A 24,391-nucleotide genomic window follows, 5' to 3' on the forward strand; every position below is an offset into this window, starting at 1 on the left:
CCGCTCCCCGCCGCTGCGACGGCTCAGGCCAGCCGCACGACCGCCCGCGAGGCGCCGAGGACCTTCTGGCCGGCGCTGGTCGCGGTGAGGTCCACGCGGACCGTGTCGTCGTCGAGCTTGGCGGCGACCTTGCCGCTGACCTCGATGACGGCGCCCTTGTCGTCGTCGGGCACGACGACCGGGCGGGTGAAGCGGACGCCGTACTCGACGACCGCGCCGGGGTCGCCCGCCCAGTCGGTCACCACGCGGATCGCCTCGGCCATGGTGAACATGCCGTGCGCGATGACGTCGGGCAGCCCGACCTCCTTGGCGAACCGCTCGTTCCAGTGGATGGGGTTGAAGTCGCCGGAGGCCCCCGCGTACTGGACGAGGGTGGCGCGCGTCACGGGGAACGTCTGCGCGGGCAGCTCGGTGCCGACCTCGACGTCGGCGTAGGAGATCTTCGCCGTCATGGTGTGGTTCACGCCTCCTCGGCCGCGCGGGCCACCAGCTTGGTCCAGGCGGTCACGACGTGCTCGCCGTCCTGGTCGTGCACCTCGCCGCGGATGTCCAGTATGTCGTTGCCCGCCATGGACCGGATCGTCTCGATGGTGGACGTGACCGTGAGCCGGTCGCCGGCGCGCACCGGGCGCCTGTAGGCGAACTTCTGGTCGCCGTGCACCACCCGGCTGTAGTCGAGGCCGAGCTGCGGGTCGGCGACGACCTGTCCCGCGGCCTTGAACGTGATGGCGAACACGAACGTCGGCGGGGCGATCACATCGGGGTGGCCGAGCGCCTTGGCCGCCTCCGCGTCCGTGTACGCCGGGTTGGCGTCGCCCACCGCCTCGGCGAACTCGCGGATCTTCTCCCGGCCCACCTCGTAGGGCTCGGTGGGGGGATAGGTCCGCCCCACGAAGGACTGGTCGAGCGCCATGCGCGCGGCACCTCCTGTGTCGGTCCAGGACCGACGTGTCTCACAGTGTGTGGTGTCGGTGGGGAAACGACACGAGGCCGCCCCCCGAGTGGGGGGACGGCCTCGTGTACGAGCCTGATTTATCGCGTCTCGCGGTGCGCGGTGTGCGCATTGCAACGCGGGCAGTGCTTCTTCATCTCAAGACGGTCCGGGTTGTTACGCCGGTTCTTCTTGGTGATGTAGTTCCGCTCCTTGCACTCCACGCAGGCCAGCGTGATCTTCGGGCGGACGTCGGTGGCAGCCACGTGAGTGCTCCTTGACGAACGGATGGACTTGATTAACGCAAGAAGAGTAGCCGATCGAAGGACCGACCCCGCAATCGGCTACTGACAGTAGCGGTGACCGGACTTGAACCGGTGACACAGCGATTATGAGCCGCTTGCTCTACCGACTGAGCTACACCGCTTTGATGCGATCGGGCCCCGCCTCGCGACGGGAACCTCTCACACCAGAGCCCCAAAACGGAATCGAACCGTTGACCTTCTCCTTACCATGGAGACGCTCTGCCGACTGAGCTATTGGGGCGAGCGATGAAGACATTACACGGTCCGCCGCCGTTCGCCCAAATCCGTTCCCGGTCCCGTCCCCCCTCCCGGGCCGACGGGCCGCACCGGTACGACTATTGCGCTCCTCCCGGCGCGGGGCAGGGGGGCCGTCCTAGGCTCGACTCACTCTGCGTGATCTTGTCTCAGCGTGACGTGCGTTCTCGTGCGCAGCCCGAGCCCCAGGAGCGCGATGCCCGACAACCGGCCGCAGCCACCGTCCCGCCCGTGGTCCTCGCCCTCCGGTTCGGGCCCGGCCGGCCCGGCCCCGCTCCTGCTGTGCGGCGCCCGGCTCACCGACGGCCGGACCGTGGACGTCCGGCTGGGCGGCGGGCGCATCGAGGCCGTCGGCACGGCGGGCAGCCTCACCGCGGACGCCACGCGCGCGTGCGTCGCCCGGCTCGACCTCACCGGCTACCTGCTGCTGCCGGCCCCCGCCGAACCGCACGCCCACGCGGACACCGCCCTGACCGCCGACGAGCCGGGCCCCGTCTCCCTCGACCCGCGGGACGTCCAGCGCCGCGCGACGGAGGCGGCGCTGCTCCAGCTCGGGCACGGCGCCACGGCTCTGCGCGCGCACGTGCGCGTGGGGGACACGGCGGGGCTCGGCGTGCTGCGGGCCGTGCTGCGCGCCGCGCGTTCGCTGCGCGGGCTGGCCGGGCTGACCACGGTGGCGATGCCCCGGGTGCTGACGGGGGCGGCCGGGGCGGACGGGCTGGCGGTGCTGCGGGACGCCGTGAAGATGGGCGCGTCCGTGGTGGGCGGCTGCCCGGACCTCGACCCCGACCCCACGGGCTATGTGGAGGCGGTGCTGGAGACGGCCTCCGAGCACGGCCTGCCCGTCGACCTGCACACCGACGCGTCCGACCCGGCCCGGCTGGCCCGCCTCGCGGCGATGGCGGGCGGCCTGCGGGCAGGGGTGACGCTCGGCCCGTGCGGGGGCCTGTCCGCCCTCCCCCCCGATGTCGCGGCCCGTACGGCGGACCGGCTCGCGGCGACCGGGGTGACGGTGGTGTGTCTGCCCCAGGGCGGCTGCGGCGCGGCGGACGGCCGGGGCGCCGCGCCGGCACGGCTGCTGCAGGCGGCGGGCGTACGGGTCGCGGCGGGCAGCGGGTCGCTGCGGGACGTGTCGAACCCGGTGGGCCGGGGCGACCCGCTGGAGGCGGCGTACCTGCTGGCCTCCTGCCAGGGTCTGTCCCCCGAGGACGCGTACGCGGCCGTGAGCGCTCAGGCGCGGGCGGCGATGGGGTTGCCGGAGGTGCGGGTGGAGGCGGGGTTCCCCGCCGACCTGCTGGCGGTCCGGGGCGACGGCCTGCCGGCGGCGCTGTCCCTGGCGTACAGCCGGATCGTGGTGCACGGGGGCCGTGTCGTCTCCCGGACGAGCGCGGTGCGGGAGTACTGCGACTCGGCGGCGGCCGGCACGGGGCCGGGACTGCCGCGGCAGGGGCGGGGGACGGCGTAGGGGCGGTGTGGAGTGGGGCCGGCGTGGGGCGGGGCCGATGTGGGGGTGCGCCTGAGGCTGCGCGTGCCGGGGGCCGGGTCGCGCGGCGGACAGGGCCGGTGCGGCGTACGGTCGAAGACATGCGCATTGTCATCGCTGGTGGTCATGGTCAGATCGCGCTGCGGCTGGAGCGGTTGCTCGTCGCGCGCGGGGACGAGGCGGCGGGCATCATCCGCAAACCCGAACAGGCGGACGACCTGCGGGAGCTGGGTGCGGAACCGATCGTGCTCGACCTGGAGTCCGCTCCCGTGGAGGAGGTCGCGCAGTACCTGGAGGGCGCGGACGCGGCGGTGTTCGCGGCGGGCGCCGGTCCGGGCAGCGGCGTGGGCCGCAAGGACACGGTGGACCGGGCGGCGGCGGTCCTCTTCGCGGACGCGGCCGTACGCGCGGGCGTACGGCGGTTCGTGATCGTCTCGTCCATGGGCGCGGACCCGGAACACCAGGGGGACGAGGTCTTCGACGTGTACCTGCGGGCCAAGGGCGAGGCGGACGCGTACGTGCGGAGCCTGGACGCCCTGGACTGGACGATCCTGCGGCCGGGGCAGCTCACGGACGAACCGGGCACGGGCCTGGTCCGCCTGGAGGCCCGCACGGGCCGCGGCGCGATCCCCCGCGACGACGTGGCCGCCGTCCTGGCGGAACTGGTGGACACGCCCGCGACGGCAGGCCTGACCCTGGAACTGATCAGCGGCTCCGCGCCGGCGTCGGTGGCGGTGAAGTCGGTCGCGGGCAACTGAGCGGGGCGCGGGCCTGGTTCAGAAGAGGGACATCTGCCCGGGGAAGTCCGGCACGACGTAGCCGTCCAACGACGGCTGCTCAGGCCCTGTCCGGGCGTGCCGGCGGGACCCCGGGCAGGAGGTCAGCTCTCCGCTGCCACGGGCGCCGGGCGGATCGTGCCGCGCGTACCGCCCGGCGACGACGGCGATCTCACGACGGCACTCGGGACACGGACGACGACGCGACGACATGCTCCCAGTGTGCCCGGCAGCGCTGTGCCGCCCCTGGCCCGGCATGCCGGGGCACGGCCACCGGCCGCCTCGCCTCCTGGAGTGACCGGCACCTGCGACTCCTCACGGACATCAGCGGACGCGAGGATGACGTCCGATTTCCTGGTTCCGCCCCGTCGCCGGGCCGTCGGACAATGCGTCGCGTTTCCCCTTCGCGGTCCGGCATCGTGCCGCGACGGTCTTGTCGGCCTTCAGTCGATTCCCGTCCTCGGGGCCGCGGAGGGCGGAATTCCGGAAATTGCCGAACACGCGGCGTGCGGTGCGGCATTCGCCATGATTCGGCATGCGGCACGCCCCGCGACTCGGCTGCGGCATTCATGACGATTTGGCGTGCGACACGCGCAACGGCTCATGGGCGATGTCGCCGACGACCACGGCGTCGACCGCCGGGCGATGAGGCAACGGCCGTTCAGGTCCAGGGACTTCACCGGGCCGAGCAGGGCCGGTTCGGGCCGGCGCAGGGTGGTCTGTGGTACCGGGGAACCGCGCTCACCGAGTCCGCCCGGACGGGGAAGCGACGAAAGGCATTTCCCTGGTGGAAACATGCCGGGTTCGAAGGAACAACTCGGCGGAGAACGCCGCTACTTACTCCTGCGGCGCCAAGTGACAGCGGTGATTTCGCTGCCTGTACCGTTCTCGCGAGGGGCAGTGACGCCGAGACGGGACCGTCAGGTTCCCCGGAGACATATGTGCACGTCACTCCTGCCGAGATGCACGGAAGGGCGATAGAGACAGTGTTATTGAGCGGTATGAGGAGAAGCGTCGCCGGGGCGGCCGGGGGCGTGTTGATGGCGGCGGTCATGACCCTCACGGGGTGCTCGAGCGGCTCGGACGACTCCGAGAAGGAGACGGGTCCGAGCAACTCGCCGGCCGCCGATTCCGAGAAGGCGCCGGGCAGCGAGCAAGGGGACGCCTCGGATACGGGGCAGGACTCGTCCGCTGACCAGTCCACCGCCGAGAGCGCGGTCGCGGCGTGGGTCACCGCAGTCGTCAAGAACCAGCCGAAGGAAGCGTGCCTGCTGATGGGCGAGGCCGCCACCGGCTCGAAGCCCGCGCGCGCCGGCACGGAAGCGACGTGCGCCAGCAACTCGCCCGAAGGCGCGAAGATCCTGGGGAGCATAGGGAAGTTCCGGGAGTCGTTCACCCCCGATCCGCCCTCGGCCGACCCGGAGGTGGAGGTCGCCGAGACCCCGGCCGCCGGGGACGAAACGGTGGTCCCCGCAGAGAAGATCACCGTTGACGGTCAGACCCTCGACAAGATCATTCTTTCCCACTCCACAGGCGTGGAAGCCGGTCAGCTGGACATCCAGGTCCACTCCAGCAAGATCGACGACAGGTGGTACGTCACCAACATCGGCTTCGACATCGGCTGACCCGGCACTCCGGACGGCGCCGCCTCGACGACCACGGCTCCCCGTGCCGGCGGGGCGGCACGTGCCGCCGACGCCGGCATGAGCGCAGCCACTTCCACTGCTGAGCCTCAGCCGTCGCCACGCCCGGCTCTCCGCCGGATGACAGCGGCTGCCCACTGGCCGACCACCACGCTCACCGTCAACGTCAGCGCGAACGAGAACGAGTCGCCCCACGACTTGCCCCTCACCCAATGCCACACCACCGCACCGAGCCCGAACACCGCACCCGCACAGGCCCACACCACGAGCCATCGCACGAACCGGTGTCGGCGCCATGGAGCGGCAGAGGTCTCCTCACTCGTGCACTGACGATCCGTCATACTGCGGCGCTTACCCGCCCACGGCTACGCCAAGAGCGGCTCTCCGTCCCGCCGGCGACCGGGGCTGCGAGGCGCCCGTTCCGCCGGAGCCGGCGTTCCCGCTCCGCGGCTACGTCGGATTCCTCAGCGACGGCGACGAAGCTGCCACTGCGAAGACCTCGGCGCGACTGCGACAGAGTGGCCGAACGGGCTCGGAAGCCTGTCCACGGGCACGGGTCGCCCACGTGCTCCGAGGCAGGGCGTTCAGGCACGAGACGGAGTGAGACAGTGGGCCGCCTCCGGGGTGGCATGACGAAGGGCCCGTGACCTGCTGCGTGAGCAGGTCACGGGCCCTTCGTTCCCGTGTGGCGGCGCCAGGATTCGAACCTGGGAAGGCTGAGCCGGCAGATTTACAGTCTGCTCCCTTTGGCCGCTCGGGCACACCGCCGGGTTTGCTGCACTGAACCCCGCCTTCCGGCGGTGCTCGCTGGCAACGACGTAAACAATACCCGATGGACAGGGGTGCTTCGCCACCCGATTGATCGCCACCCCCGGGCCGGGGGGTGACTAGGCTGGTCCGGATGCGGTCCGGGACCGATGCCGGGCTCGGTGGCCGCCTCAAGTACGCCGGTACGCATCCGGTGCGCAGCCCGATACGCACCCCGAATCAAGGAGCCACAGGACATGGCCGACTCCAGTTTCGACATCGTCTCGAAGGTCGAGCGGCAGGAGGTCGACAACGCCCTCAACCAGACCGCCAAGGAGATCTCGCAGCGCTACGACTTCAAGGGCGTGGGCGCCTCGATCTCGTGGTCCGGGGAGAAGATCCTCATGGAGGCCAACTCCGAGGACCGGGTGAAGGCTGTCCTCGACGTCTTCCAGTCCAAGCTGATCAAGCGGGGCATCTCCCTGAAGGCCCTGGACGCGGGCGAGCCGCAGCTCTCGGGCAAGGAGTTCAAGATCTTCGCGTCGATCCAGGAGGGCATCTCCCAGGAGAACGCGAAGAAGGTCGCGAAGATCATCCGCGACGAAGGCCCGAAGGGCGTGAAGGCCCAGGTCCAGGGTGAGGAGCTGCGCGTCAGCTCCAAGAGCCGGGACGACCTCCAGGCCGTCATCACGCTGCTCAAGGGCAAGGACTTCGACTTCGCCCTGCAGTTCGTGAACTACCGGTAGAACGGCCGGCGCGCCGGACGGCCGCAGGAGGGTGGGCGCCGCTCGGGCGCCCACCCTTTTCGTGCGCGCGGCGGCGCCGCACGCGTGTCGCGTCAGTCGCGCGAATGACCGAAGAGGATGCGGTAGGCGATCAGCAGGACCAATGAGCCGCCGATCGCGGCCAGCCACGTGGCGCCGTCGTAGAAGTCCTTGCTGATCGGGTGGTCGAGCCAGCGGGACGAGATCCAGCCGCCGGTGAACGCGCCGGCGACGCCGATCAGGGTCGTGCCGACGAGGCCGCCCGGGTCGCGGCCGGGCAGCAGGAACTTCGCGATGGCACCGGCCAGCAGGCCCAGAATGATCCAGCTGATGATCGTCATGCCGAGTACCTGCCCCTTCCCGTCGGCCTGTGCACCATGGAGGACGTCACGAGTACACCTTCCGGTTGCCCTTGATCAGTAGGGTGCGGCCTCATGACGAACACCCCCGCCGGCCCCGGCGGTCCTGCACTGCGCCGCACCCTCGGCGCGGGCGACGCCGTCGTCGTCGGCCTGGGCGCGATGCTCGGCGCGGGCATCTTCGCCGCGCTCGCGCCCGCCGCGCGGGCCGCCGGTTCCGGGCTGCTCCTCGCGCTGGCCGTCGCCGCCGCGATCGCCTACTGCAACGCCGACTCGTCGGCACGCCTGGCCGCTCTGTACCCGGCCTCGGGCGGCACGTACGTGTACGGCAGGGAGCGGCTCGGGGAGTTCTGGGGCTACCTGGCCGGGTGGGCCTTCGTCGTCGGCAAGACCGCGTCCTGCGCGGCGATGGCGCTGACCGTCGGCGCGTACGCCTGGCCGGGACAGGCGCACGCCGTGGCCGTCGCCACCGTGGTGCTGGTCACGGCGGTCGACTACGGCGGGGTGCAGAAGTCCGCGTGGGTGACGCGGGCCGTCGTGGGCGTGGTCCTGGCGGTCCTCGCTTCCGTGGTGGTCGTGTGTCTGACGTCGGGGGATGCCGACCTCGGGCGGCTGGACGCGGGCGCGCCGGGCGGGACCGGCGGGGTGCTCCAGGCGGCCGGCCTGCTGTTCTTCGCCTTCGCCGGGTACGCGCGGATCGCGACCCTCGGCGAGGAGGTGCGCGATCCCGCGCGCACCATCCCGCGGGCCGTCCGGGTGGCCCTGGGTGTCGCGCTCGCCGCGTACGTGGCTGTCGCTGTCGCCGTCCTCTCCGTTCTGGGGGCGGAGTCGTTGGGCGGGTCCGTCGCGCCGCTCGCCGACGCGGTGCGGGCGGCCGGGGCGCCCGGACTCGCGCCGGTGGTGCGCGTGGGTGCGGCGGTCGCCGCGCTGGGGTCGCTGCTCGCCCTGCTGCTCGGGGTGTCACGGACGACACTGGCCATGGCCCGGGACGGGCACCTCCCGGGGCCGCTGGCGGCCGTCCATCCGCGGTTCCACGTGCCGCACCGGGCGGCACTGGTCGTGGGCGGTGTCGTCGCCGTCCTGGCCGCCACCGTCGATGTGCGGGGCGCTGTCGGGTTCTCCTCCTTCGGGGTGCTGATGTACTACGCGGTGGCGAACGCCTCGGCCTGGACGCTCCGTCCGGCGGCGGGGGCCCGGGTGGCGCCGGCGGTGGGGTTCGCCGGGTGCCTGGCGCTGGCGTTCTCCCTGCCCTGGACCTCGGTTGCCGTGGGCGCGGCGGTGCTCGGTGCGGGTGCGGTGGCCTACGGCGTGCGAAAGGCGCGGCGGCGGGGGGCTCCGGGCGGGCAGTGACCGCTCCCCTGCGCTGCCCAGGCCTGAGGCGCCCGGACGTGGGTCAGGGGCCGCGGCGTATGCGGTGCGGCGGCGCCGTCCGCTCGTACCGCTTCTCGTGCTCGGTCATGGGTTCATGATGCGCGGCGGCGGCGAAGCGTGTGCGGGGCTGTGGACGACCTCGGAGCTGTGGACGACTTCCCGCCCGACAGCCCGCGGCGAACACCGCGGCTCACCTCACCAGCGGTCCGTGAACGCCCGGTCCGTGCGGACGATCTCGCGGCCCAGCGGGAACAGCGAGACCGGGATCAGCTTGAAGTTGGCGACGCCGAGCGGAATGCCGATGATCGTCACGCACAGGGCGAGGCCCGTGACGATGTGGCCGAGGGCGAGCCACCAGCCCGCCAGGATCAGCCACAGCACGTTGACGACGAAGGACGGGGCTCCCGCGTCGCGGCGCTCCACCGTCGTGTACCCGAAGGGCCACAGGGCGTAGACGCCGATGCGGAACGCGGCCACGCCGAACGGGATGCCGATGACCGTGATGCACAGCAGCAGGCCGGCGAGCATGTAGCCGAGGAACAGCCAGACGCCGCTGACGACGAGCCAGATGAGATTCAGGATGGTCTTCACAGGTGACCTGCCATCTTCTCGAGCCGGGCGATACGTTCCGCCATCGGCGGGTGGGTGGAGAACATCTTCGAGAATCCCTGCCCCGGACGGAAGGGGTTCGCGATCATCATGTGGCTCGCCGTCTCGATGCGGGGCTCGGGGGGCAGCGGGAGCTGCTTGGTGCCGAGCTCCAGCTTGCGCAGGGCGCTCGCCAGGGCGAGCGGGTCGCCGGTGAGCTGGGAACCGGAGGCGTCCGCCTCGTACTCGCGGGAGCGGCTGATGGCCAGCTGGATGAGGGACGCCGCGAGCGGGCCCAGAATCAGGACGAGCAGCAGGCCGAGAATGCCCGGGCCGTCGTCGTCGTCCGAGCGGCCGATCGGGATCAGCCAGGCGAAGTTGACCAGGAACATGATCACGGAGGCGAGGGCGCCGGCGACCGAGGAGATCAGGATGTCGCGGTTGTAGACATGGCTGAGCTCGTGGCCGATGACGCCGCGCAGCTCCCGCTCGTCGAGGAGACGCAGGATGCCTTCTGTGCAGCACACCGCCGCGTTGCGCGGGTTGCGGCCGGTGGCGAAGGCGTTGGGGGCCTCGGTCGGCGAGATGTAGAGGCGGGGCATGGGCTGGCGGGCCTGCGTGGAGAGTTCGCGGACCATCCGGTACAGGCCGGGGGCCTCGAACTCGCTCACCGGTCGGGCCCGCATCGCCCGCAGGGCCAGCTTGTCGCTGTTCCAGTACGCGTACGCGTTGGTGCCCAGCGCGACGACGACGGCGACGACGAGCCCCGTGCGGCCGAAGAAGCTGCCGATGACGATGATGAGCGCGGACAGTCCCCCGAGGAGGACCGCGGTCCTGAGCCCGTTGTGCCGGCGGTGCACGGTACGCCCTCCAAATCGTGCGGCAGGGGAACCCTTGCTGGTTGATCTTCCGTCTGACCTGCGCTGCCCACTGACACCGTGGTGCCACGTCCAGTGGACCCTCCCGTACCGGTCAACGCCAGGTGGGGGGCACTAGTTCCCTTGTGCGCGCGGTGGCGCGTGTCAACCGTCCGTGTGAAGGGGCGTGCGGGGCAGGACGAGCGGCCCCGCGCGTGAGGCGCCGGCCGGCTAGAAGAGCCCGGTCTCCGTGAAGCGCAGGACGAGTTGCGGGGCGCCGGACAGGACGATGCCGAGAACGCCGGTCAGGGCGAGCGCCGCGGTGAGCGGGGCAGGGAAGCGGTGGGGGGCCGCCGCCTCCCCCTCGGGAGCCGCCTCCGGCGCGCGGAACAGCAGCGCCGTCCAGCGCAGGTAGTACACCAGCGCGATCACGACGTTGACGGCCATGACCACGGCCAGCCAGCCCAGTCCCGCGTCGACGGCCGCCGCGAACACGGTGACCTTGGCGAAGAGGCCGATGACACCCGGCGGGAGTCCGGCGAGACACAGCAGGAAGAAGCCCATGAGCAGCGCGGTGAGCGGGCTCGCGGCGTACAGGCCGCGGTAGTCGGAGACCCGGTTGAGCCGGTGCGCGCGGCCGACGAGGGCGGCCACCGCGAAGGCCCCCAGGTTCACGGCGCCGTACATGAGGGCGTAGGCGAGAGTGGAGCCGGCCGACCTCTCGGGATCGCCGGAGTACCCGGCGGCGGCGATCGGCACCAGGAGGTACCCGGCCTGGCCGACGGACGACCAGGCGAGCAGGCGTACGGCGCTGTGCGCGCGCGTGGACTGCTGGCGCAGGGCGCCGACGTTGCCGACGGTCATGGTGAGCGCGGCGAGCACGGCCAGGGCGGGGGCCCAGGCGTCGGCGTACGAGGGCAGGGCGACGACGGTGACGAGGATGAGGCCGGAGAAGCCGACCGCCTTGCCGATGACGGACAGGTAGGCGGCGATCGGCAGCGGGGCGCCCACGTAGGTGTCGGGGACCCAGAAGTGGAAGGGGACGGCGGCCGTCTTGAACGCGAAGCCGACGAGGGTGAGGACGACGCCGGTCTGCGCGAGGGTGTCGAGCTGCCCGTCGACGTGCTGGATGCGTTCGGCGACGCGGGTGAGGTGGAGGGTTCCGGTCGCGGCGTAGACGAAGCTGATGCCCAGCAGGCTGACCGCGGTGGCGGTGACGGAGGACAGGAAGAACTTCAGGGCCGCCTCGGAGGACCTGCGGTCGCCGTGCCGCAGGCCGACCAGGGCGAAGGCGGGCAGGGACGCCACCTCCAGGGCGATGACGAGGGTCGCGAGGTCCCGGGAGGCGGGCAGCAGGGCCGCGCCGGCGGCGGAGGAGAGGAACAGGAACCAGTACTCGCCCTCGGGGAGCCGCTTGCCGGAGTCCTTCAGCGCGGTGACCGACAGCAGGGCGCAGAGCAGGGCGCCGCCGAGCACCAGGAACTGGACGACGAGGGTGAAGCGGTCCGCGGTGTAGCTGCACACCTCGGTGTCGCCGACCAGGCAGAAGGTGGCGCGGTCGGCGTCGAGGAGGGGCAGCAGCATGAGTGCGGCGGCGGCGAGTCCGGCCACCGCGATCCAGCCGAGCAGGGGCTTCCTGGTCTCGCCGACGAACAGGTCGGCGACGAGCACGACGAGTCCGGCGACCGCCGCGATGGTGGGCGGCGCGATGGCCAGCCAGTCGACGGACTGGACGAGGGAGCTCATCGGGTGCCTCCTGCGAGGAGCTGCTGCACGGCCGGGTCGGTCAGCCCGAGGAGGGCCTTGGGCCACAGGCCGGCGACGACGGTGAGGACGACGAGCGGGGTCCAGGCCGCGAACTCGTAGGAGCGCACGTCGGTGAGTGCCGGCGCGTCCTGCGGCGCGGCGCCCATGCAGACCCGGCGGACCACGATCAGCAGGTAGGCGGCGGTGAGCAGGGTGCCGAACGCGCCGATCGACATGAAGGTGAGGAAGGCCGGCCGGCTGAGCCCGTCGGCGGGGTCGAAGGCGCCGAACAGCGCCAGCATCTCGCCCCAGAACCCGGCGAGGCCGGGCAGGCCGAGGGAGGCGACGGCGGCGAAGGCGAGCAGGCCGCCGAGGCGCGGCGCCTTGCCGTAGAGGGCGGCTCCGGTCTCCTGGGCGAGGGCGTCGAGGTCGGTGCTGCCGGTGCGTTCCTTCAGTCCGCCGACCAGGAAGAACAGCAGGCCGGTGATGAGACCGTGAGCGATGTTGGCGAACAGGGCGCCGTTGACGCCGGTCGGGGTCATGGTCGCGATGCCGAGGAGGACGAAGCCCATGTGGCCGACGGAGGAGTAGGCGATCAGGCGCTTGAGGTCGCCCTTGGCGCCCTTCCTGGCCAGGGCGAGGCAGGCGAGGGATCCGTAGACGATGCCGACGACGGCGAACGCGGCGAGGTAGGGCGCGAAGGTGCGGAAACCGTCGGGCGCGGCCGGGAGCAGGATGCGGACGAAGCCGTACGTGCCCATCTTCAGCAGGACGCCGGCGAGCAGGACGGAGCCGACCGTCGGGGCGGCGGTGTGGGCGTCGGGCAGCCAGCTGTGCAGCGGCCACATCGGCGTCTTGACCGCGAGCCCGACGCCGACCGCCAGTACGGCGATGACCTGCACGGACGTGGTCAGCGACCGGCCGTTGTCAGTGGCGAGTGCCACCATGTCGAACGTGCCCGCCTTGATCCCGATCAGGAGCAGGCCGAGCAGCATGACCACGGAGCCGAGCAGCGTGTAGAGGATGAACTTCCAGGCGGCCTCGGCCCGGCCCTCGCCGCCCCAGCGGGCGATGAGGAAGTACATCGGGACGAGGACCGTCTCGAAGGCGAGGAAGAACAGGACGAGGTCGAGGACGGCGAAGGTCGCCAGGGTGCCGGACTCGAGGACGAGCAGCAGGGCGACGAAGCCCTTCGGGGACGGTCCCGCGGGCGGCTTGAAGTACGAGTGGAGGGCGCTGAGGAAGGTCAGCAGGGCGGTCAGGACCAGAAGGGGGAGCGAGATGCCGTCGATGCCGAGGTGGATCCGCACGTCGAGTGCGGGGATCCAGCTGATGTCGGTCGTGGCCTGCATCGTCGACGGCTGGTCGTGGTCGAAGCCGAGCGCCAGGACGATCGCCGCCGCCAGGATCGCACCGGTGACGGCGACGCCGTGGCGGAGCACGGCCTGCTCGGGCGACGTCCCCTTCAGTCCGGGCGGGGCCGGCAGCAGAGCGGCGGCGGCGCCGAGGAGCGGGCCGACGACGAGGAACGCCAGAAGGAACTGCATCACGGACTCGTTGATATCGATCACGCCTGCTCACGCTCCCGTGGCGACGAGGACGGCGGTCACCGCGAGGACGACGGTGCCGGCGAGCAGCGCGCTCACATAGGTCTGCAGATTGCCGGTCTGGGCCCGTCGTACGGCGGCGCCGAGCCAGCGGGGCAGGGTGCCCGCGCCGCGTACGTAGGTGTCGACGACCTCCCGGTCGAGGAACCGTACGAGGCTCGCGCCGGCCTGGACCGGGCGGACGAGGAGCGCCGCGTACACGGCGTCCAGGTGGAAGCCGACGGCGGCGTGCCGGTGCAGCGGGCCGAGCAGCAGCCGTCCGGGATCCGCGGGGTCGGCCGCGTGCGCGACGTTCCCGTAGGCGGGTTCGTGGCCGGCGATGGCCTCCGCCTCGACCCGGCCGGCGTCTCCCCCGGGGTGGGCGGCGACGGCGCCGAGCGGGTGGCGGGCCGCGTGCGCGGTGGTGTGCCGCCAGGTCGCGTAGGTGACGATGCCGCCGACCAGTGCCACGCCCGTGCCGAGCACGGAGGTGGTGAGCGTCGGGGTGAGGTCGTGGCCGTCGAACCAGTCGGGCAGCACCCGGAAGGCGAGGCCGCCGAGCGCCAGCGACGGCACGGCGAGCACCCACAGCACGGTGGTCATGGTCAGCGGCTGCCGGCCGTGGTCGGGCGCCTCCGTGCCGCTGCCGCGGAAGGCGAGCAGCCACAGCCGCGTCGCGTACGCGGCGGTGAGGAGGGCGGTGAGCAGACCGGCGAGGAGGACGATCCAGCCCGCGGCGGCGGGGGCGTGCTCGGTGTGGCCGGTGACGACGTGTTCGGCGACGCCGAGGACGGCCTCCTTGGAGAAGAAGCCGCTGAACGGCGGGATCGCGGCGAGCGCGAGGAGTGCCACGGTCATCGTCCAGTAGGCGTCGGGCACGCGGTCGCGCAGCCCGCTCATGCGGGACGTGGCGGCCAGCGAGTTGGTGCCGGCGGCGTGGATGATCACGCCGGCGGCGAGGAACAGCAGCGCCTTGAAGGCGCCGTGGGACAGGAGGTGGAAGACGGCGGCGCCGCGGTCGGCGACGGCGAGGGCGCCGGTCATGTAGCCGAGCTGGCCGATCGTCGAGTAGGCGAGGACGCGTTTGATGTCGTCCTGGGCGAGGGCGGCGAGCGCCGAGCCGGTCATCGTCACGGCGGCCATGACGGCGAGGACGGTCATCGCGGCCTGCGAGGCCTCGAAGAGCGGGAGGAGACGGGCGACGAAGTAGACGCCGGCGGCGACCATCGTCGCGGCGTGGATCAGCGCGGAGACGGGAGTGGGGCCCGCCATCGCGTCGGGGAGCCAGGTGTGCAGCGGGAACTGCGCCGACTTGCCGGCCACGCCCGCGAGGAGCAGCAGGGCGACGAGCGTGGGGTGGTCGATGCCGCCCTGCGCGACGGCGTCGAGGATCCGGGTGATGCGGAAGGACCCAGCGTCGGAGGCGAGGGCGAACAGACCGATGAGGAAGGGGACGTCGCCGAGCTTGGTGACCAGGAAGGCCTTCAGCGAGGCGGCGCGCGCCTCGGGGGTCTCCCAGTAGTGACCGACGAGGAAGTAGGAGCAGATGCCCATCACTTCCCAGCCGACCAGCAGCACCATCAGGTCGCCGGTGTAGACGACCAGGAGCATCGCGGAGGTGAACAGCGAGACGAGGGCGGCGTACGACGGGTAGCGCGGGTCGTCGCGCAGGTAGCCCGTGGAGTAGATCTGCACGCAGACGGCGACGGTGCCGACGACCACGGCGGTGAGGGCGGCGAAGCCGTCGATGTGCAGGGCGAGTTCGACCGGGACCGAGCCGGTGGGGGTGAGCCCGGTGACGGCGTCGACCGGGTCACCGCCGCCCTGGCGCGCGGCGACGGCGGCGGCGAGCAGGAGCGAGGCGAGCGTCGGCAGGACGGCGAGCGGGCGGACGAAACCGGGCGCGGCGCGGCCCAGCAGCAGTCCGGCGAGCGCGCCGAGGAACGGCAGGAGGGGGACGAGGACGGCGAGGGTGGTCGTGGTCACGCGGTGGCCTCGGCCTTCTCACCGGCGGCCGGGGCGGGGATCGCGCGGCCGGTGGCGTCGCTGTCGGGGTCGTCGGGGTCGTGGCCCTCGGCGGTGTCGCGGAGCCGGTCGATGTCCGAGGTGCCGCGGTTGCGGTACACGGCGAGGACGATGGCGAGGCCGATGCCGATCTCGGCGGCGGCGACGGCGATGGTGAACAGGGCCAGCGCCTGGCCGGAGTGCAGGGTGTCCTCGGCGGCCCGGCTGAGCCAGGCGTCGAAGGCGACCAGGTTGAGGTTGACGGCGTTGAGCATCAGCTCGACCGACATCAGCACCAGGATCGCGTTGCGGCGGGCGAGGACGCCGTAGAGGCCGGTGCAGAAAAGGAGGGCGGAGAGGACGGCGGGATAGGCGAGGTGCATCAGCGGGCCCCTTCCTGGTCGTCCCGGGTGTCCTTCGTGCGGGCCGCGGTGACGGCGGAGCCCGCGCCCGGCGCGCCGGGCGCGGCGCCGTTCCTGGCCTTGCGGGACAGGACGATCGCGCCGACGAGGGCGGCGAGGAGGAGGACGGACAGGGCCTCGAAGGGGAGGACCCAGTGCTGGAAGAGGCTGGCGCCGGTCACCTCGGTGGAGCCGGAGGGAGCTCCGTCCAGGTCGATCCAGGTGGTGCGGAAGGCGTCGACGACCACCCAGACCAGAGCGGCCGCCGCGGCGACCGCGACGGCGAGGGCGACCCAGCGGTTGCCGGAGTCGGCGTCCGGCGAGCGGCCGACGGGGGCGCGGGTGAGCATCAGCCCGAACAGGAGGAGGACGACGACGGAGCCGACGTAGATGAGGACCTGCACCCAGGCGATGAACTCGGCGGTGAGCAGCAGGTATTCGACGGCGAGTCCGCCGAGGGCCACCACGAGCCACAGGGCGGCGTGCACCAGCTGCCGGGTGGTGACGGTGACGACGGCGGCCCCGAGGGTGACCAGGCCGACGAGAAGGAAGGTGATCTCCACGCCGGTCGGGGACAGGAAGCCGGGCGACTCGGCCGCCCGGTGCGCGGTGCCGGCCGCGAGGGCGGCGGTCGCTGCGGTGCTCATGCGCGGCCCTCCTGACCGGGTTCGTCGGCCTGGGCGGCCGCGAGCTTGTCGGCGGCCTTGCGGGCGGCGGCGACTTCCTTCGGTTCCTCCGCACCGGCGTCGAGGGCGGGCGGGGCCGGGACGGTCCACATCCACTCGCGGAGCTTGTCCCGCTCGTGGGTGAGGTCACGGATGTCGGTCTCCGCGTACTCGAACTCCGGGGACCAGAACAGCGCGTCGAAAGGACACACCTCGACGCAGATACCGCAGTACATGCACAGGGCGAAGTCGATGGCGAACCGGTCGAGGACGTTGCGGCTGCGTTCCCGGCCACCGGGGGCGGCGGGCGGGACCGTCTCCTTGTGCGAGTCGATGTAGATGCACCAGTCGGGGCACTCGCGGGCGCACAGCATGCAGACCGTGCAGTTCTCCTCGAACAGGCCGATCACCCCGCGGCTGCGGGGCGGCAGTTCGGGCTGGATGTCCGGGTACTGCGCGGTGACGGACTTCCGCGTCATCGTCCGCAGTGTGACGGCCAGGCCCTTGGCCAGGCCGGAGCCGGGGATCGGGGCCATTACAGGAACACCACCTTGACGACGCCGGTGAGGGCGATCTGGGCGAGGGCGAGAGGGACCAGGAGGGTCCAGGAGAACTTCTGCAGCTGGTCCTCGCGCAGCCGTGGGTAGCTGACGCGCAGCCAGATGACGACGAAGGCGAGGACGGCGGTCTTCAGCAGGGTCCAGGCCCAGCCGAGGCCGTCGGCACCCCAGGGGCCGTGCCAGCCGCCGAGGAACAGGACGGTGGTCAGGCCGCACAGGACGACGATCCCGGCGTACTCGGCGAGGAGGAACAGGGCGAAGCGCAGGCCGGTGTACTCGGTGTACGCGCCGAAGATGATCTCGGAGTCGGCGACCGGCATGTCGAAGGGCGGGCGCTGGAGTTCGGCGAGGCCGGCGATGAAGAAGACCAGCGCGCCGGTGATCTGCCAGGGCAGCCACCACCATTCGAACGCGTCGAGGATGCCGACGAGGGAGACGGTCCCGGCGGCCATCGCCACGGAAGCGGCGGTGAGCAGCATCGGCAGTTCGTACGCGAGGAGCTGGGCGGCGGTGCGCAGGCCGCCGAGGAGGGAGAACTTGTTGGCGGAGGCCCAGCCGGCCATGAGCGAGCCGAGGACGCCCACGCCCATGACGGCGAGGACGAAGAACACGCCCGCGTCCAGCGCCTGCCCGACCGCACCCTCACCCGGCCCGATCGGGATGACGAGCAGCACGAGGAGATACGGCAGGAGCGCGACGGCCGGGGCGAGCTGGAAGATGCGGCGGTCCGCGCCGGCCGGGACGACGTCCTCCTTCTGCGCGAACTTCACGCCGTCGGCGATGAGCTGGGCCCAGCCGTGGAAGCCGCCGGCGTACATGGGGCCGAGGCGGCCCTGCATGTGCGCCATGACCTTGTGCTCGGCCTGGCCCACGAGCAGGGGGAAGGTCAGGAAGACGACGAACACGACGAGGAGTCGCAGAGCGACGTCGAGAACGTCGGTCACCGCGTGCCTCCTGAGGGGTCGTCGGGCGTGTTCGTGCGGGTATCGGGGCCGGGGTCAGGGCCGGGACCGGTGTCCCCGGGACGCGCTCCGGAATCCCGCTCGGACTGACCTTCCGGCTCCGGCTCCCCGAAGGCCGGCCGCGCGTGGTGCCACGGGGCGTCCGGGCTGCGCGGGGCGACGGGCGGCTTGCGGTCGCGCCGTTCCTCGGCGCCATCCGCCGCCGTGTCGTCCGCGCCCTGCGCCTGGTCCTGCGCCGCGCGCCGGCTCGCGGAGTCCTCGGACGCGGACCGCGCCCGGCGGGGGCCGCCCGCGGCGTCGGCCCGCTGCGACGCCGACCCCTCACTCGCGCTGCGCGACCGGCGTGCCGGGGTCTCCGCCCGCTGACTGGCGGACCCCTCCGACGCCGATCGCGCCCTGCGCGGCGCGCCCGCCGCCTGCGCGCCGCCCTCACCAGTACCAGTACCGGCACCGGCACCGGCACCGCCCGCACTCCTCTGGCTCACGGAGCCTTCGGACGCCGACCGCGACCGACGCGGCGTGACCGGTGGCTGCGCACCGCCCTCACCGGCACCGGCACTGGCACCGGCACCCGAGCCCCCCGCACTCCTCTGACTCGCGGACCCCTCCGACACCGACCGCGACCGACGCGGCGCGACCGGTGGCTGGGTCTCCCTCGCGTCAGCGCCTGCGTCAGCACCCGCGCCGGTACCCGCCCCCGCCGTCTGGCTGGCCGAGCCCTCGGAGGCGGAGCGGGTGCGGCGGGGCGGGCGTTCACCCGGGGTGCGGGCCGCCGCGGTGGCCGCGCGGCGGGCGGGACGGGCCGGGGCGGACGGGAGCCGGCCCTTGAGCGGACCCCACTCGTTCGGGTCGGGTACGCCCGGCGGCAGCATCTGGCGCCGCTTGGGGCCGCCGTGCTCGGACTCCCCCGGCTCCTTGGCGCCGGGCCACGCCTTGGCGACCCGGGCCGCGAGGACGAAGTCCTTGCGCAGCGGATGGCCCTCGAAGCCGTCCGGCAGCAGCAGATGGTCGAGGCCGGGGTGTCCGGTGAAGTCGACGCCGAACATCTCGTGGGTCTCGCGTTCGTGCCAGGCCGCGCCCGCGTAGACGTCCACGGCGGACGGCAGGACGGGGGCCTCGTGCGGCACCGTGGTGCGCAGCAGCAGTCGCCGTACCGGGGCGAGGGCGGCGACGTGCGCGGTCACCCGGAAGCCGGCGCCGGGTTCGTCGACCGCGCTCAGCCAGTCGAAGAAGGTACAGCCGAGGCGGTCACGGGCGGCTTCGAGGGCGGGGATCCAGGCGTCGGACGGCACGTCGACGGTGAGGACGTCGTACGCCTCCTCCGCCGTGGCCTGCGCGCCGAACAGTTCCTCGACGTCCGCGGGGAGCCAGCCGGCGGTGGTCATCCGGCCTCCCCCTCCCCCGTCGGCTCGTCCTTCGCACCGTCCTTCGGACCGTCCTCCGGCGCGTCCTTCGGCGCGGGCGGCCGGACCAGCCCGCTCTGCAGCGCCGCCGCCGGGGGACGCCCGGCGGAGGCGGTGCCGTACCGCTCCCCCAGGGACTCGCGGGCGATCTTCTCCTGGAGCTTGAGGATGCCCTGGAGCAGCGCCTCGGGCCGGGGCGGGCAGCCGGGGACGTAGACGTCGACCGGGATGATCTGGTCGACGCCCTTGGTGACGGAGTAGGAGTCCCAGTAGGGGCCGCCGCAGTTGCTGCACGCGCCGAAGGAGATGACGTACTTCGGCTCGGGCATCTGCTCGTACAGGCGCTTGATCGCGGGGGCCATCTTGTCGGTGACCGTGCCGGAGACGACCATCAGGTCGGCCTGGCGGGGGCCGGGCGCGAACGGGATGACGCCGAGGCGGATGAAGTCGTGCCGGGCCATCGACGCGGCGATGAACTCGATCGCGCAGCAGGCGAGGCCGAAGTTGAACACCCAGAGCGAGTAGCGGCGGCCCCAGTTGAGGACCACCTTCATCGGCTCGGGGGCGAGCCGGGCGAGCGCGCCGAGCCTCCCCCTGCCTTCGCCGGGGGGACCCCCGGGTTCCGGCAGCAGCACGGGCTCGGGGGCGGCAGGGTTCACGTCCATGTCAGGACGCCCTTCTTGTAGGCGTACAGCAGGCCCACGGCGAGGAAGCCGAGGAAGACGAACATCTCCACGAGGGTGGTGGCGCCGTAGCCGTCGGCGGCGAAGACGGTCGCCCAGGGGAAGAGGAAGATCGAGTCGACGGCGAAGATCACGTAGAGGAAGGCGTAGACGTAGTAGCGGACCTGGGTGTGGGCCCAGCCCTCGCCGACGGGGTCGACGCCGCACTCGTACGTCAGCAGCTTCTCCGGCGTGGGCACCACCGGCCGCAGCAGGCGGCCCGCGCCGAAGGCGACGACGACGAACAGCAGGCCGACGACGGCGAGCAGGCCGACGACCGAATAGGACTGGAAGTAATCCGCCGCGACGACGGTCGTTTCCCGCACGTCCGCCCCTCACTCCTCAGATCGGCGACCAGGCGTCCCCGCCTGTGCCCTGCCCTTGATCCGTGCCGGTGACGCCGGACGCCACGGTCCGACGATCTGTACGCACGGGAGTCTAGGCCCTGATAAAGGCACGGTAAGCAGTCCGTCGGGGCTTGGCACGCGGGGGGTGGGGTTTTCCTCAGTTCACCTTGGCGGTCCTCCTCATGGCGCGGGCCCCCCGGCTCCGGGCAGGCTGGGCCCATGACCGAACCGATCCCGCAGCCGGCCGGACCGGGCGACCGTCCGCCGCCGGCCCGCTTCGCCTACGACGCGCACACCTGGAAGGAGATCGCGCATCTCCTGACGAACCTCCCGGTGTCGATGGTGGGCTTCGTCTACACGGTGACCGTGCTGTCCACCGGCGCGGGCCTGACGGTCACGGTGATCGGTCTCCCCCTGCTCGCGCTCGGCCTGATGGGGGCGCGGCAGCTCGGCCGGTTCGAGCGGGCGCGCGCCAGATCGGCGCTCGGGGTGCGGGTGGACGAGCCGAGCCCGCTGCCGTGGCGCGGCGGGTTCTGGCCGGGGCTGTGGCAGGCGGTCAAGGACCCGGTGGGCTGGCGGACGTTCCTGTTCACGCTGATACGGATGCCGTGGGGCGTCCTCACCTTCACCGTCACGCTGACCGGGCTGTTCGTGCTGTGGCCGGTGCTGGCGTACGTGGTGCGGGCGATGGCCGACGTGGACCGGGCGATGGTGCGGGGTCTGCTGTCGCCGTCGGACGAGCTGGAGCGGCGCATCGCCGAGCTGGAGTCGGACCGCGGGATCGTGGTGGACACGGCGGCGGCGGACCTGCGCCGCATCGAGCGGGACCTGCACGACGGGGCGCAGGCCCGGCTGGTGAACCTGGCGATGGGGCTGGGCCTGGCCAAGGAGAAGCTGCTGGAGGACCCGGACGCGGCGGCGTCGATGGTCGAGGAGGCGCACGGCGAGGTGAAGCTGGCGCTGCAGGAGCTGCGGGACCTGGCGCGCGGCATCCACCCGGCGGTGCTCACCGACCGCGGTCTGGACGCGGCGCTGTCGTCGGTCGCCACGCGGTGCACGGTGCCGGTGACGGTCACCGTCGACCTGGACGAGCGGCCGGCGCCGGCGATCGAGGGCATCGCCTACTTCACGGTCTCGGAGCTGCTGCAGAACGTCAGCAAGCACAGCCGGGCGCGGTCGGCCTCGGTGGAGGTGTGGCGGTCGGAGAACCGGCTGTTCCTGCAGGTGCGGGACGACGGCGTGGGCGGGGCGGGCCTCGACGGCGGTACGGGCATGCGGGGGCTCGCCGACCGGCTGGGCGCGGTGGACGGCCTGTTCGTCGTGGACTCCCCGGAGGGCGGCCCGACGACGGTGACGGCCGAGCTGCCGTGGCGGGACCGTTCGGGCACTCCGGCGGGGGAAGCGCCGGGGAAGAGGGTGTCCGCCCGGGGCCGTAGGTAGGGAAAACCCCCCACCGAAGACTGCGACGGCCTTCATTCCCCGCCGACCTGCGGCGCAGCACTCTGGTGGTACGACAGCACACCCGCCGGACGAGGAGAAGGACGAAGCCGATGGCCACGGAGTACGGACAGGGCTACGGGCTCCCCACCGGGCCCGGACACGCGCGGGGCGTGGAGGGACGGCGGCACCGGATGCCGTCGGCGCTGCGGGTGCCGGTCGAGGGGCGTGCCTGGCGGGAACTGGCGTACGTGCTGCTGAGCCTGCCGGTCAGCATCCTGCTGTTCACCTACGCGGTCACGATGGTCTCGCTGGGGGCGGGCCTGCTGGTGACGTTCCTCGGGGTGCCGGTGCTGGCGGCGGCGCTCGCCGGGTGCCGCGGCATCGGGTCGGTGGAGCGGGCGCGGGCGCGCGGGCTGCTCGGCCTGGACGTGGGCGAGCCGGAGCCGCTGCGGCTGGAGCGGCAGGGCTTCATGGGGTGGGTCGGGGCCGTGCTGAAGAGCGGCGCCTCCTGGCGGGCGCTGCTGTATTCGGTGCTGCAGCTTCCGTGGGCGGTCCTCTCCTTCGCGGTGACCGTCACCTTCTGGACGCTGGGCTGGTCGCTGCTGACGTACCCGCTGTGGTTCTGGGTGTTCCCGATGCACGCGGGCCAGGGCGGCATACAGCTGTACGGCGACGAGCAGCACGCGATCTACCTGGACAACCCGTTCGAGATCGCGGTGACGGCGGGCGTGGGTCTGCTGTTCACGCTGGCCACGCCGTGGATCGTGCGGGCGCTGACGATGGTGGACCGGCTGATGGTGCACGGGCTGCTGGGCCCGTCGCGGCTGGCCACCCGGGTGGTGGAGCTGGAGTCGGACCGCGGGGTCGTGGCGGACACGGCGGCGGCGGACCTGCGCCGCATCGAGCGGGATCTGCACGACGGGGCGCAGGCCCGGCTGGTGAACCTGGCGATGGACCTGGGGCTTGCGAAGGAGAAGCTGCGGGAGGACCCGCAGGCCGCGGCGCGGATGGTGGACGAGGCGCACGGCGAGGTGAAGACGGCCCTGCAGGAGCTGCGGGACCTGGCCCGCGGCATCCACCCGGCGGTCCTCACCGACCGCGGCCTGGACGCGGCGCTCTCGTCGGTCGCCTCGCGCTGCGCGGTCCCGGTGCAGGTGGAGGTGGACCTGTCGGAGCGGCCGGCGCCCGCGATCGAGGGCATCGCCTACTTCACGGTCTCGGAGCTGCTGCAGAACGTCAGCAAGCACAGCCGGGCGACCTGGGCGGCCGTGGAGGTGTGGCGGTCGGAGGACCGGTTGATGCTCCAGGTGGTGGACAACGGCGTGGGCGGCGCGGACCTGTCGCGCGGTTCCGGGCTGGCGGGTCTGGCGGAGCGGCTGGAGGCGGTGGACGGGATCCTCGTCGTGGACTCTCCGGCCGGCGGTCCGACGCGGGTGACCGCGGAACTGCCGTGGCGTGCGGAGCGGACCCGATGACAACGGGGTGGGACACGCGGTCCGGCGGACGACACGCAGGCGGACACACGGGCGGGTGCGGGCCCCGGGCGCACGCCCACCCGGTGACGCGCCCCCGGTGACGCGCTCCGGGGAGGCGCACCTCCGCGGATCCGGACGGACCCGCGGCGACCGATGACGACAGCGATGACGGCAGCACCCCCGATCGCGTTGTCCCGGCCCGTCCTCCCCTGAATGCTGAAATGCTGGACCCGACGACCGGGCCCGCCACAGGGGCGGGCCCGGAGCGGGGCTTTGGGGGCCGACGACGTGGAGGACAGGGTGCGGGTGGTCATCGCCGAGGATTCGGTGCTGTTGCGGGAGGGCCTGACCCGGCTGCTGACCGACCGGGGGCACGAGGTGGTGGCCGGGGTCGGCGACGGCGACGCGCTGATCAAGACGGTCGACGACCTGGCCCAGCAGGATGAGCTGCCGGACGTGGTGGTCGCCGACGTGCGGATGCCGCCGACGCACACGGACGAGGGCGTGCGGGCCGCGGTGCAGCTGCGCAAGAGCCATCCGGGGGTCGGGGTGCTGGTGCTGTCGCAGTACGTCGAGGAGCGGTACGCCACCGAGCTGCTGGCCGGCTCCAGCAGGGGCGTCGGCTATCTGCTGAAGGACCGGGTGGCCGAGGTGCGGGAGTTCGTGGACGCGGTGGTCCGGGTGGCCGAGGGCGGCACGGCGCTGGACCCGGAGGTGGTGGCGCAGCTGCTGGGCCGCAGCCGCAAGCAGGACGTGCTGGCGAGGCTCACCCCGCGCGAGCGCGAGGTCCTGGGGCTGATGGCGGAGGGGCGGACGAACTCGGCGATCGCCCGGCAGCTCGTGGTGAGCGACGGCGCGGTGGAGAAGCACGTCAGCAACATCTTCCTGAAGCTGGGGCTGTCCCCGAGCGACGGCGACCACCGGCGGGTTCTGGCCGTGCTGACGTATTTGAACTCCTGAGGGGACGACGGCACGCCCCGGCTGCTGTCCACCGGCTGGAT

Annotated in this window: 25 protein-coding genes and 3 tRNA genes; 8 read left to right on the top strand and 20 right to left on the bottom strand. The window is 72.5% G+C overall.

Features of this window, described 5'->3' with window-relative positions; all coding sequences use genetic code 11:
- Window positions 1-23: 23 nt before the first annotated feature.
- From ACIQ8B_RS20595 to ACIQ8B_RS20615, 5 genes are all read right to left on the bottom strand, one after another.
- Window positions 24-452: a MaoC family dehydratase gene (locus tag ACIQ8B_RS20595; RefSeq protein WP_290005868.1), complete on the bottom strand. Its 429-nt coding sequence runs from the start codon at window positions 450-452 to the stop codon at window positions 24-26.
- An 8-nt stretch (window positions 453-460) separates the two neighbouring features.
- Window positions 461-913 (bottom strand): MaoC family dehydratase N-terminal domain-containing protein, encoded by a 453-nt coding sequence (locus tag ACIQ8B_RS20600; protein WP_106412928.1) that lies wholly within the window; start codon window positions 911-913, stop codon window positions 461-463.
- 119 nt (window positions 914-1,032) lie between these two features.
- Entirely contained in the window at window positions 1,033-1,197 is a 165-nt protein-coding gene (rpmG, locus tag ACIQ8B_RS20605) for a 50S ribosomal protein L33 (protein ID WP_003948671.1), read from the bottom strand.
- Window positions 1,198-1,285: 88 nt separating this feature from the next.
- Window positions 1,286-1,358: transfer RNA gene (locus ACIQ8B_RS20610), tRNA-Met, on the bottom strand.
- A 46-nt stretch (window positions 1,359-1,404) separates the two neighbouring features.
- Window positions 1,405-1,477, bottom strand: a tRNA-Thr gene (locus tag ACIQ8B_RS20615).
- A 210-nt stretch (window positions 1,478-1,687) separates the two neighbouring features.
- Here ACIQ8B_RS20615 and ACIQ8B_RS20620 point away from each other — a divergent pair.
- On the top strand, window positions 1,688-2,956 hold the full coding sequence (locus ACIQ8B_RS20620; RefSeq protein ID WP_403548567.1) for a hydrolase: 1,269 nt from the start codon (window positions 1,688-1,690) through the stop codon (window positions 2,954-2,956).
- A gap of 119 nt (window positions 2,957-3,075) precedes the next feature.
- Entirely contained in the window at window positions 3,076-3,732 is a 657-nt protein-coding gene (locus ACIQ8B_RS20625) for an NAD(P)H-binding protein (RefSeq protein WP_290005828.1), read from the top strand.
- Window positions 3,733-3,750: 18 nt separating this feature from the next.
- Here ACIQ8B_RS20625 and ACIQ8B_RS20630 read toward each other — a convergent pair whose 3' ends face one another.
- Window positions 3,751-3,963 (bottom strand): hypothetical protein, encoded by a 213-nt coding sequence (locus tag ACIQ8B_RS20630; protein ID WP_106416290.1) that lies wholly within the window; start codon window positions 3,961-3,963, stop codon window positions 3,751-3,753.
- A gap of 839 nt (window positions 3,964-4,802) precedes the next feature.
- On the opposite strand from ACIQ8B_RS20630, the gene ACIQ8B_RS20635 reads away from it, so the two are divergent.
- The gene (locus tag ACIQ8B_RS20635; protein WP_403548570.1) at window positions 4,803-5,375 is read left to right on the top strand and encodes a hypothetical protein; all 573 of its coding nucleotides are present in this window, start codon (window positions 4,803-4,805) and stop codon (window positions 5,373-5,375) included.
- 704 nt (window positions 5,376-6,079) lie between these two features.
- On the opposite strand, the gene ACIQ8B_RS20640 is transcribed toward ACIQ8B_RS20635, so the two are convergent.
- Window positions 6,080-6,161: transfer RNA gene (locus tag ACIQ8B_RS20640), tRNA-Tyr, on the bottom strand.
- Between the two features lie 236 nt (window positions 6,162-6,397).
- On the opposite strand from ACIQ8B_RS20640, the gene ACIQ8B_RS20645 reads away from it, so the two are divergent.
- Entirely contained in the window at window positions 6,398-6,886 is a 489-nt protein-coding gene (locus ACIQ8B_RS20645) for a YajQ family cyclic di-GMP-binding protein (protein WP_106412932.1), read from the top strand.
- A gap of 92 nt (window positions 6,887-6,978) precedes the next feature.
- Here ACIQ8B_RS20645 and ACIQ8B_RS20650 read toward each other — a convergent pair whose 3' ends face one another.
- Complete coding sequence (locus tag ACIQ8B_RS20650; RefSeq protein WP_290005813.1) at window positions 6,979-7,245, bottom strand: GlsB/YeaQ/YmgE family stress response membrane protein; 267 nt, start codon at window positions 7,243-7,245, stop codon at window positions 6,979-6,981.
- Between the two features lie 93 nt (window positions 7,246-7,338).
- On the opposite strand from ACIQ8B_RS20650, the gene ACIQ8B_RS20655 reads away from it, so the two are divergent.
- Window positions 7,339-8,613 carry an APC family permease gene (locus ACIQ8B_RS20655; RefSeq protein ID WP_403548572.1) on the top strand — a complete coding sequence of 425 codons (1,275 nt, stop codon included), beginning with the start codon at window positions 7,339-7,341 and terminating at the stop codon, window positions 8,611-8,613.
- A gap of 216 nt (window positions 8,614-8,829) precedes the next feature.
- On the opposite strand, the gene ACIQ8B_RS20660 is transcribed toward ACIQ8B_RS20655, so the two are convergent.
- From ACIQ8B_RS20660 to ACIQ8B_RS20715, 12 genes are all read right to left on the bottom strand, one after another.
- Entirely contained in the window at window positions 8,830-9,225 is a 396-nt protein-coding gene (locus ACIQ8B_RS20660; protein ID WP_106412935.1) for a YccF domain-containing protein, read from the bottom strand.
- Complete coding sequence (htpX, locus tag ACIQ8B_RS20665; protein ID WP_106412936.1) at window positions 9,222-10,082, bottom strand: zinc metalloprotease HtpX; 861 nt, start codon at window positions 10,080-10,082, stop codon at window positions 9,222-9,224. Before htpX ends, ACIQ8B_RS20660 begins: the two co-directional genes overlap by 4 nt.
- Window positions 10,083-10,310: 228 nt before the next feature.
- On the bottom strand, window positions 10,311-11,825 hold the full coding sequence (locus ACIQ8B_RS20670) for an NADH-quinone oxidoreductase subunit N (RefSeq protein WP_403548575.1): 1,515 nt from the start codon (window positions 11,823-11,825) through the stop codon (window positions 10,311-10,313).
- The gene (locus tag ACIQ8B_RS20675; protein ID WP_403548577.1) at window positions 11,822-13,396 is read right to left on the bottom strand and encodes a NuoM family protein; all 1,575 of its coding nucleotides are present in this window, start codon (window positions 13,394-13,396) and stop codon (window positions 11,822-11,824) included. The genes ACIQ8B_RS20670 and ACIQ8B_RS20675 overlap by 4 nt, the downstream gene beginning before the upstream one ends.
- A 6-nt stretch (window positions 13,397-13,402) precedes the next feature.
- Entirely contained in the window at window positions 13,403-15,397 is a 1,995-nt protein-coding gene (locus ACIQ8B_RS20680) for an NADH-quinone oxidoreductase subunit L (protein ID WP_403548579.1), read from the bottom strand.
- Entirely contained in the window at window positions 15,394-15,798 is a 405-nt protein-coding gene (gene nuoK / locus ACIQ8B_RS20685) for an NADH-quinone oxidoreductase subunit NuoK (protein ID WP_403548581.1), read from the bottom strand. The genes ACIQ8B_RS20680 and nuoK overlap by 4 nt, the downstream gene beginning before the upstream one ends.
- Complete coding sequence (locus ACIQ8B_RS20690) at window positions 15,798-16,463, bottom strand: NADH-quinone oxidoreductase subunit J (protein WP_366253184.1); 666 nt, start codon at window positions 16,461-16,463, stop codon at window positions 15,798-15,800. Before ACIQ8B_RS20690 ends, nuoK begins: the two co-directional genes overlap by 1 nt.
- The gene (locus ACIQ8B_RS20695; protein ID WP_403548584.1) at window positions 16,460-17,017 is read right to left on the bottom strand and encodes a NuoI/complex I 23 kDa subunit family protein; all 558 of its coding nucleotides are present in this window, start codon (window positions 17,015-17,017) and stop codon (window positions 16,460-16,462) included. The genes ACIQ8B_RS20690 and ACIQ8B_RS20695 overlap by 4 nt, the downstream gene beginning before the upstream one ends.
- Window positions 17,017-17,985, bottom strand: coding sequence for a complex I subunit 1 family protein (locus ACIQ8B_RS20700; RefSeq protein WP_106412943.1), 969 nt, complete (start codon window positions 17,983-17,985; stop codon window positions 17,017-17,019). The genes ACIQ8B_RS20695 and ACIQ8B_RS20700 overlap by 1 nt, the downstream gene beginning before the upstream one ends.
- Complete coding sequence (locus tag ACIQ8B_RS20705; protein ID WP_403548586.1) at window positions 17,982-19,388, bottom strand: NADH-quinone oxidoreductase subunit C; 1,407 nt, start codon at window positions 19,386-19,388, stop codon at window positions 17,982-17,984. Before ACIQ8B_RS20705 ends, ACIQ8B_RS20700 begins: the two co-directional genes overlap by 4 nt.
- The gene (locus ACIQ8B_RS20710) at window positions 19,385-20,071 is read right to left on the bottom strand and encodes an NADH-quinone oxidoreductase subunit B (protein WP_403548588.1); all 687 of its coding nucleotides are present in this window, start codon (window positions 20,069-20,071) and stop codon (window positions 19,385-19,387) included. Before ACIQ8B_RS20710 ends, ACIQ8B_RS20705 begins: the two co-directional genes overlap by 4 nt.
- Window positions 20,062-20,454, bottom strand: coding sequence for an NADH-quinone oxidoreductase subunit A (locus ACIQ8B_RS20715; RefSeq protein WP_106412946.1), 393 nt, complete (start codon window positions 20,452-20,454; stop codon window positions 20,062-20,064). Before ACIQ8B_RS20715 ends, ACIQ8B_RS20710 begins: the two co-directional genes overlap by 10 nt.
- Window positions 20,455-20,694: 240 nt before the next feature.
- Between ACIQ8B_RS20715 and ACIQ8B_RS20720 the strand changes: the two genes are divergently transcribed.
- The 3 genes from ACIQ8B_RS20720 (at window position 20,695) to ACIQ8B_RS20730 (ending at window position 24,350) form a co-directional block, all read left to right on the top strand.
- Window positions 20,695-21,915, top strand: coding sequence for a sensor histidine kinase (locus ACIQ8B_RS20720; protein WP_403548590.1), 1,221 nt, complete (start codon window positions 20,695-20,697; stop codon window positions 21,913-21,915).
- Between the two features lie 110 nt (window positions 21,916-22,025).
- Window positions 22,026-23,390 (top strand): sensor histidine kinase, encoded by a 1,365-nt coding sequence (locus ACIQ8B_RS20725; RefSeq protein WP_403548592.1) that lies wholly within the window; start codon window positions 22,026-22,028, stop codon window positions 23,388-23,390.
- A gap of 300 nt (window positions 23,391-23,690) precedes the next feature.
- Complete coding sequence (locus ACIQ8B_RS20730) at window positions 23,691-24,350, top strand: LuxR C-terminal-related transcriptional regulator (RefSeq protein WP_403548789.1); 660 nt, start codon at window positions 23,691-23,693, stop codon at window positions 24,348-24,350.
- Window positions 24,351-24,391: the final 41 nt, after the last annotated feature.

Origin of the sequence: Streptomyces sp. NPDC096105, assembly GCF_044763335.1 — a bacterium.
Lineage (GTDB): Bacteria > Actinomycetota > Actinomycetes > Streptomycetales > Streptomycetaceae > Streptomyces.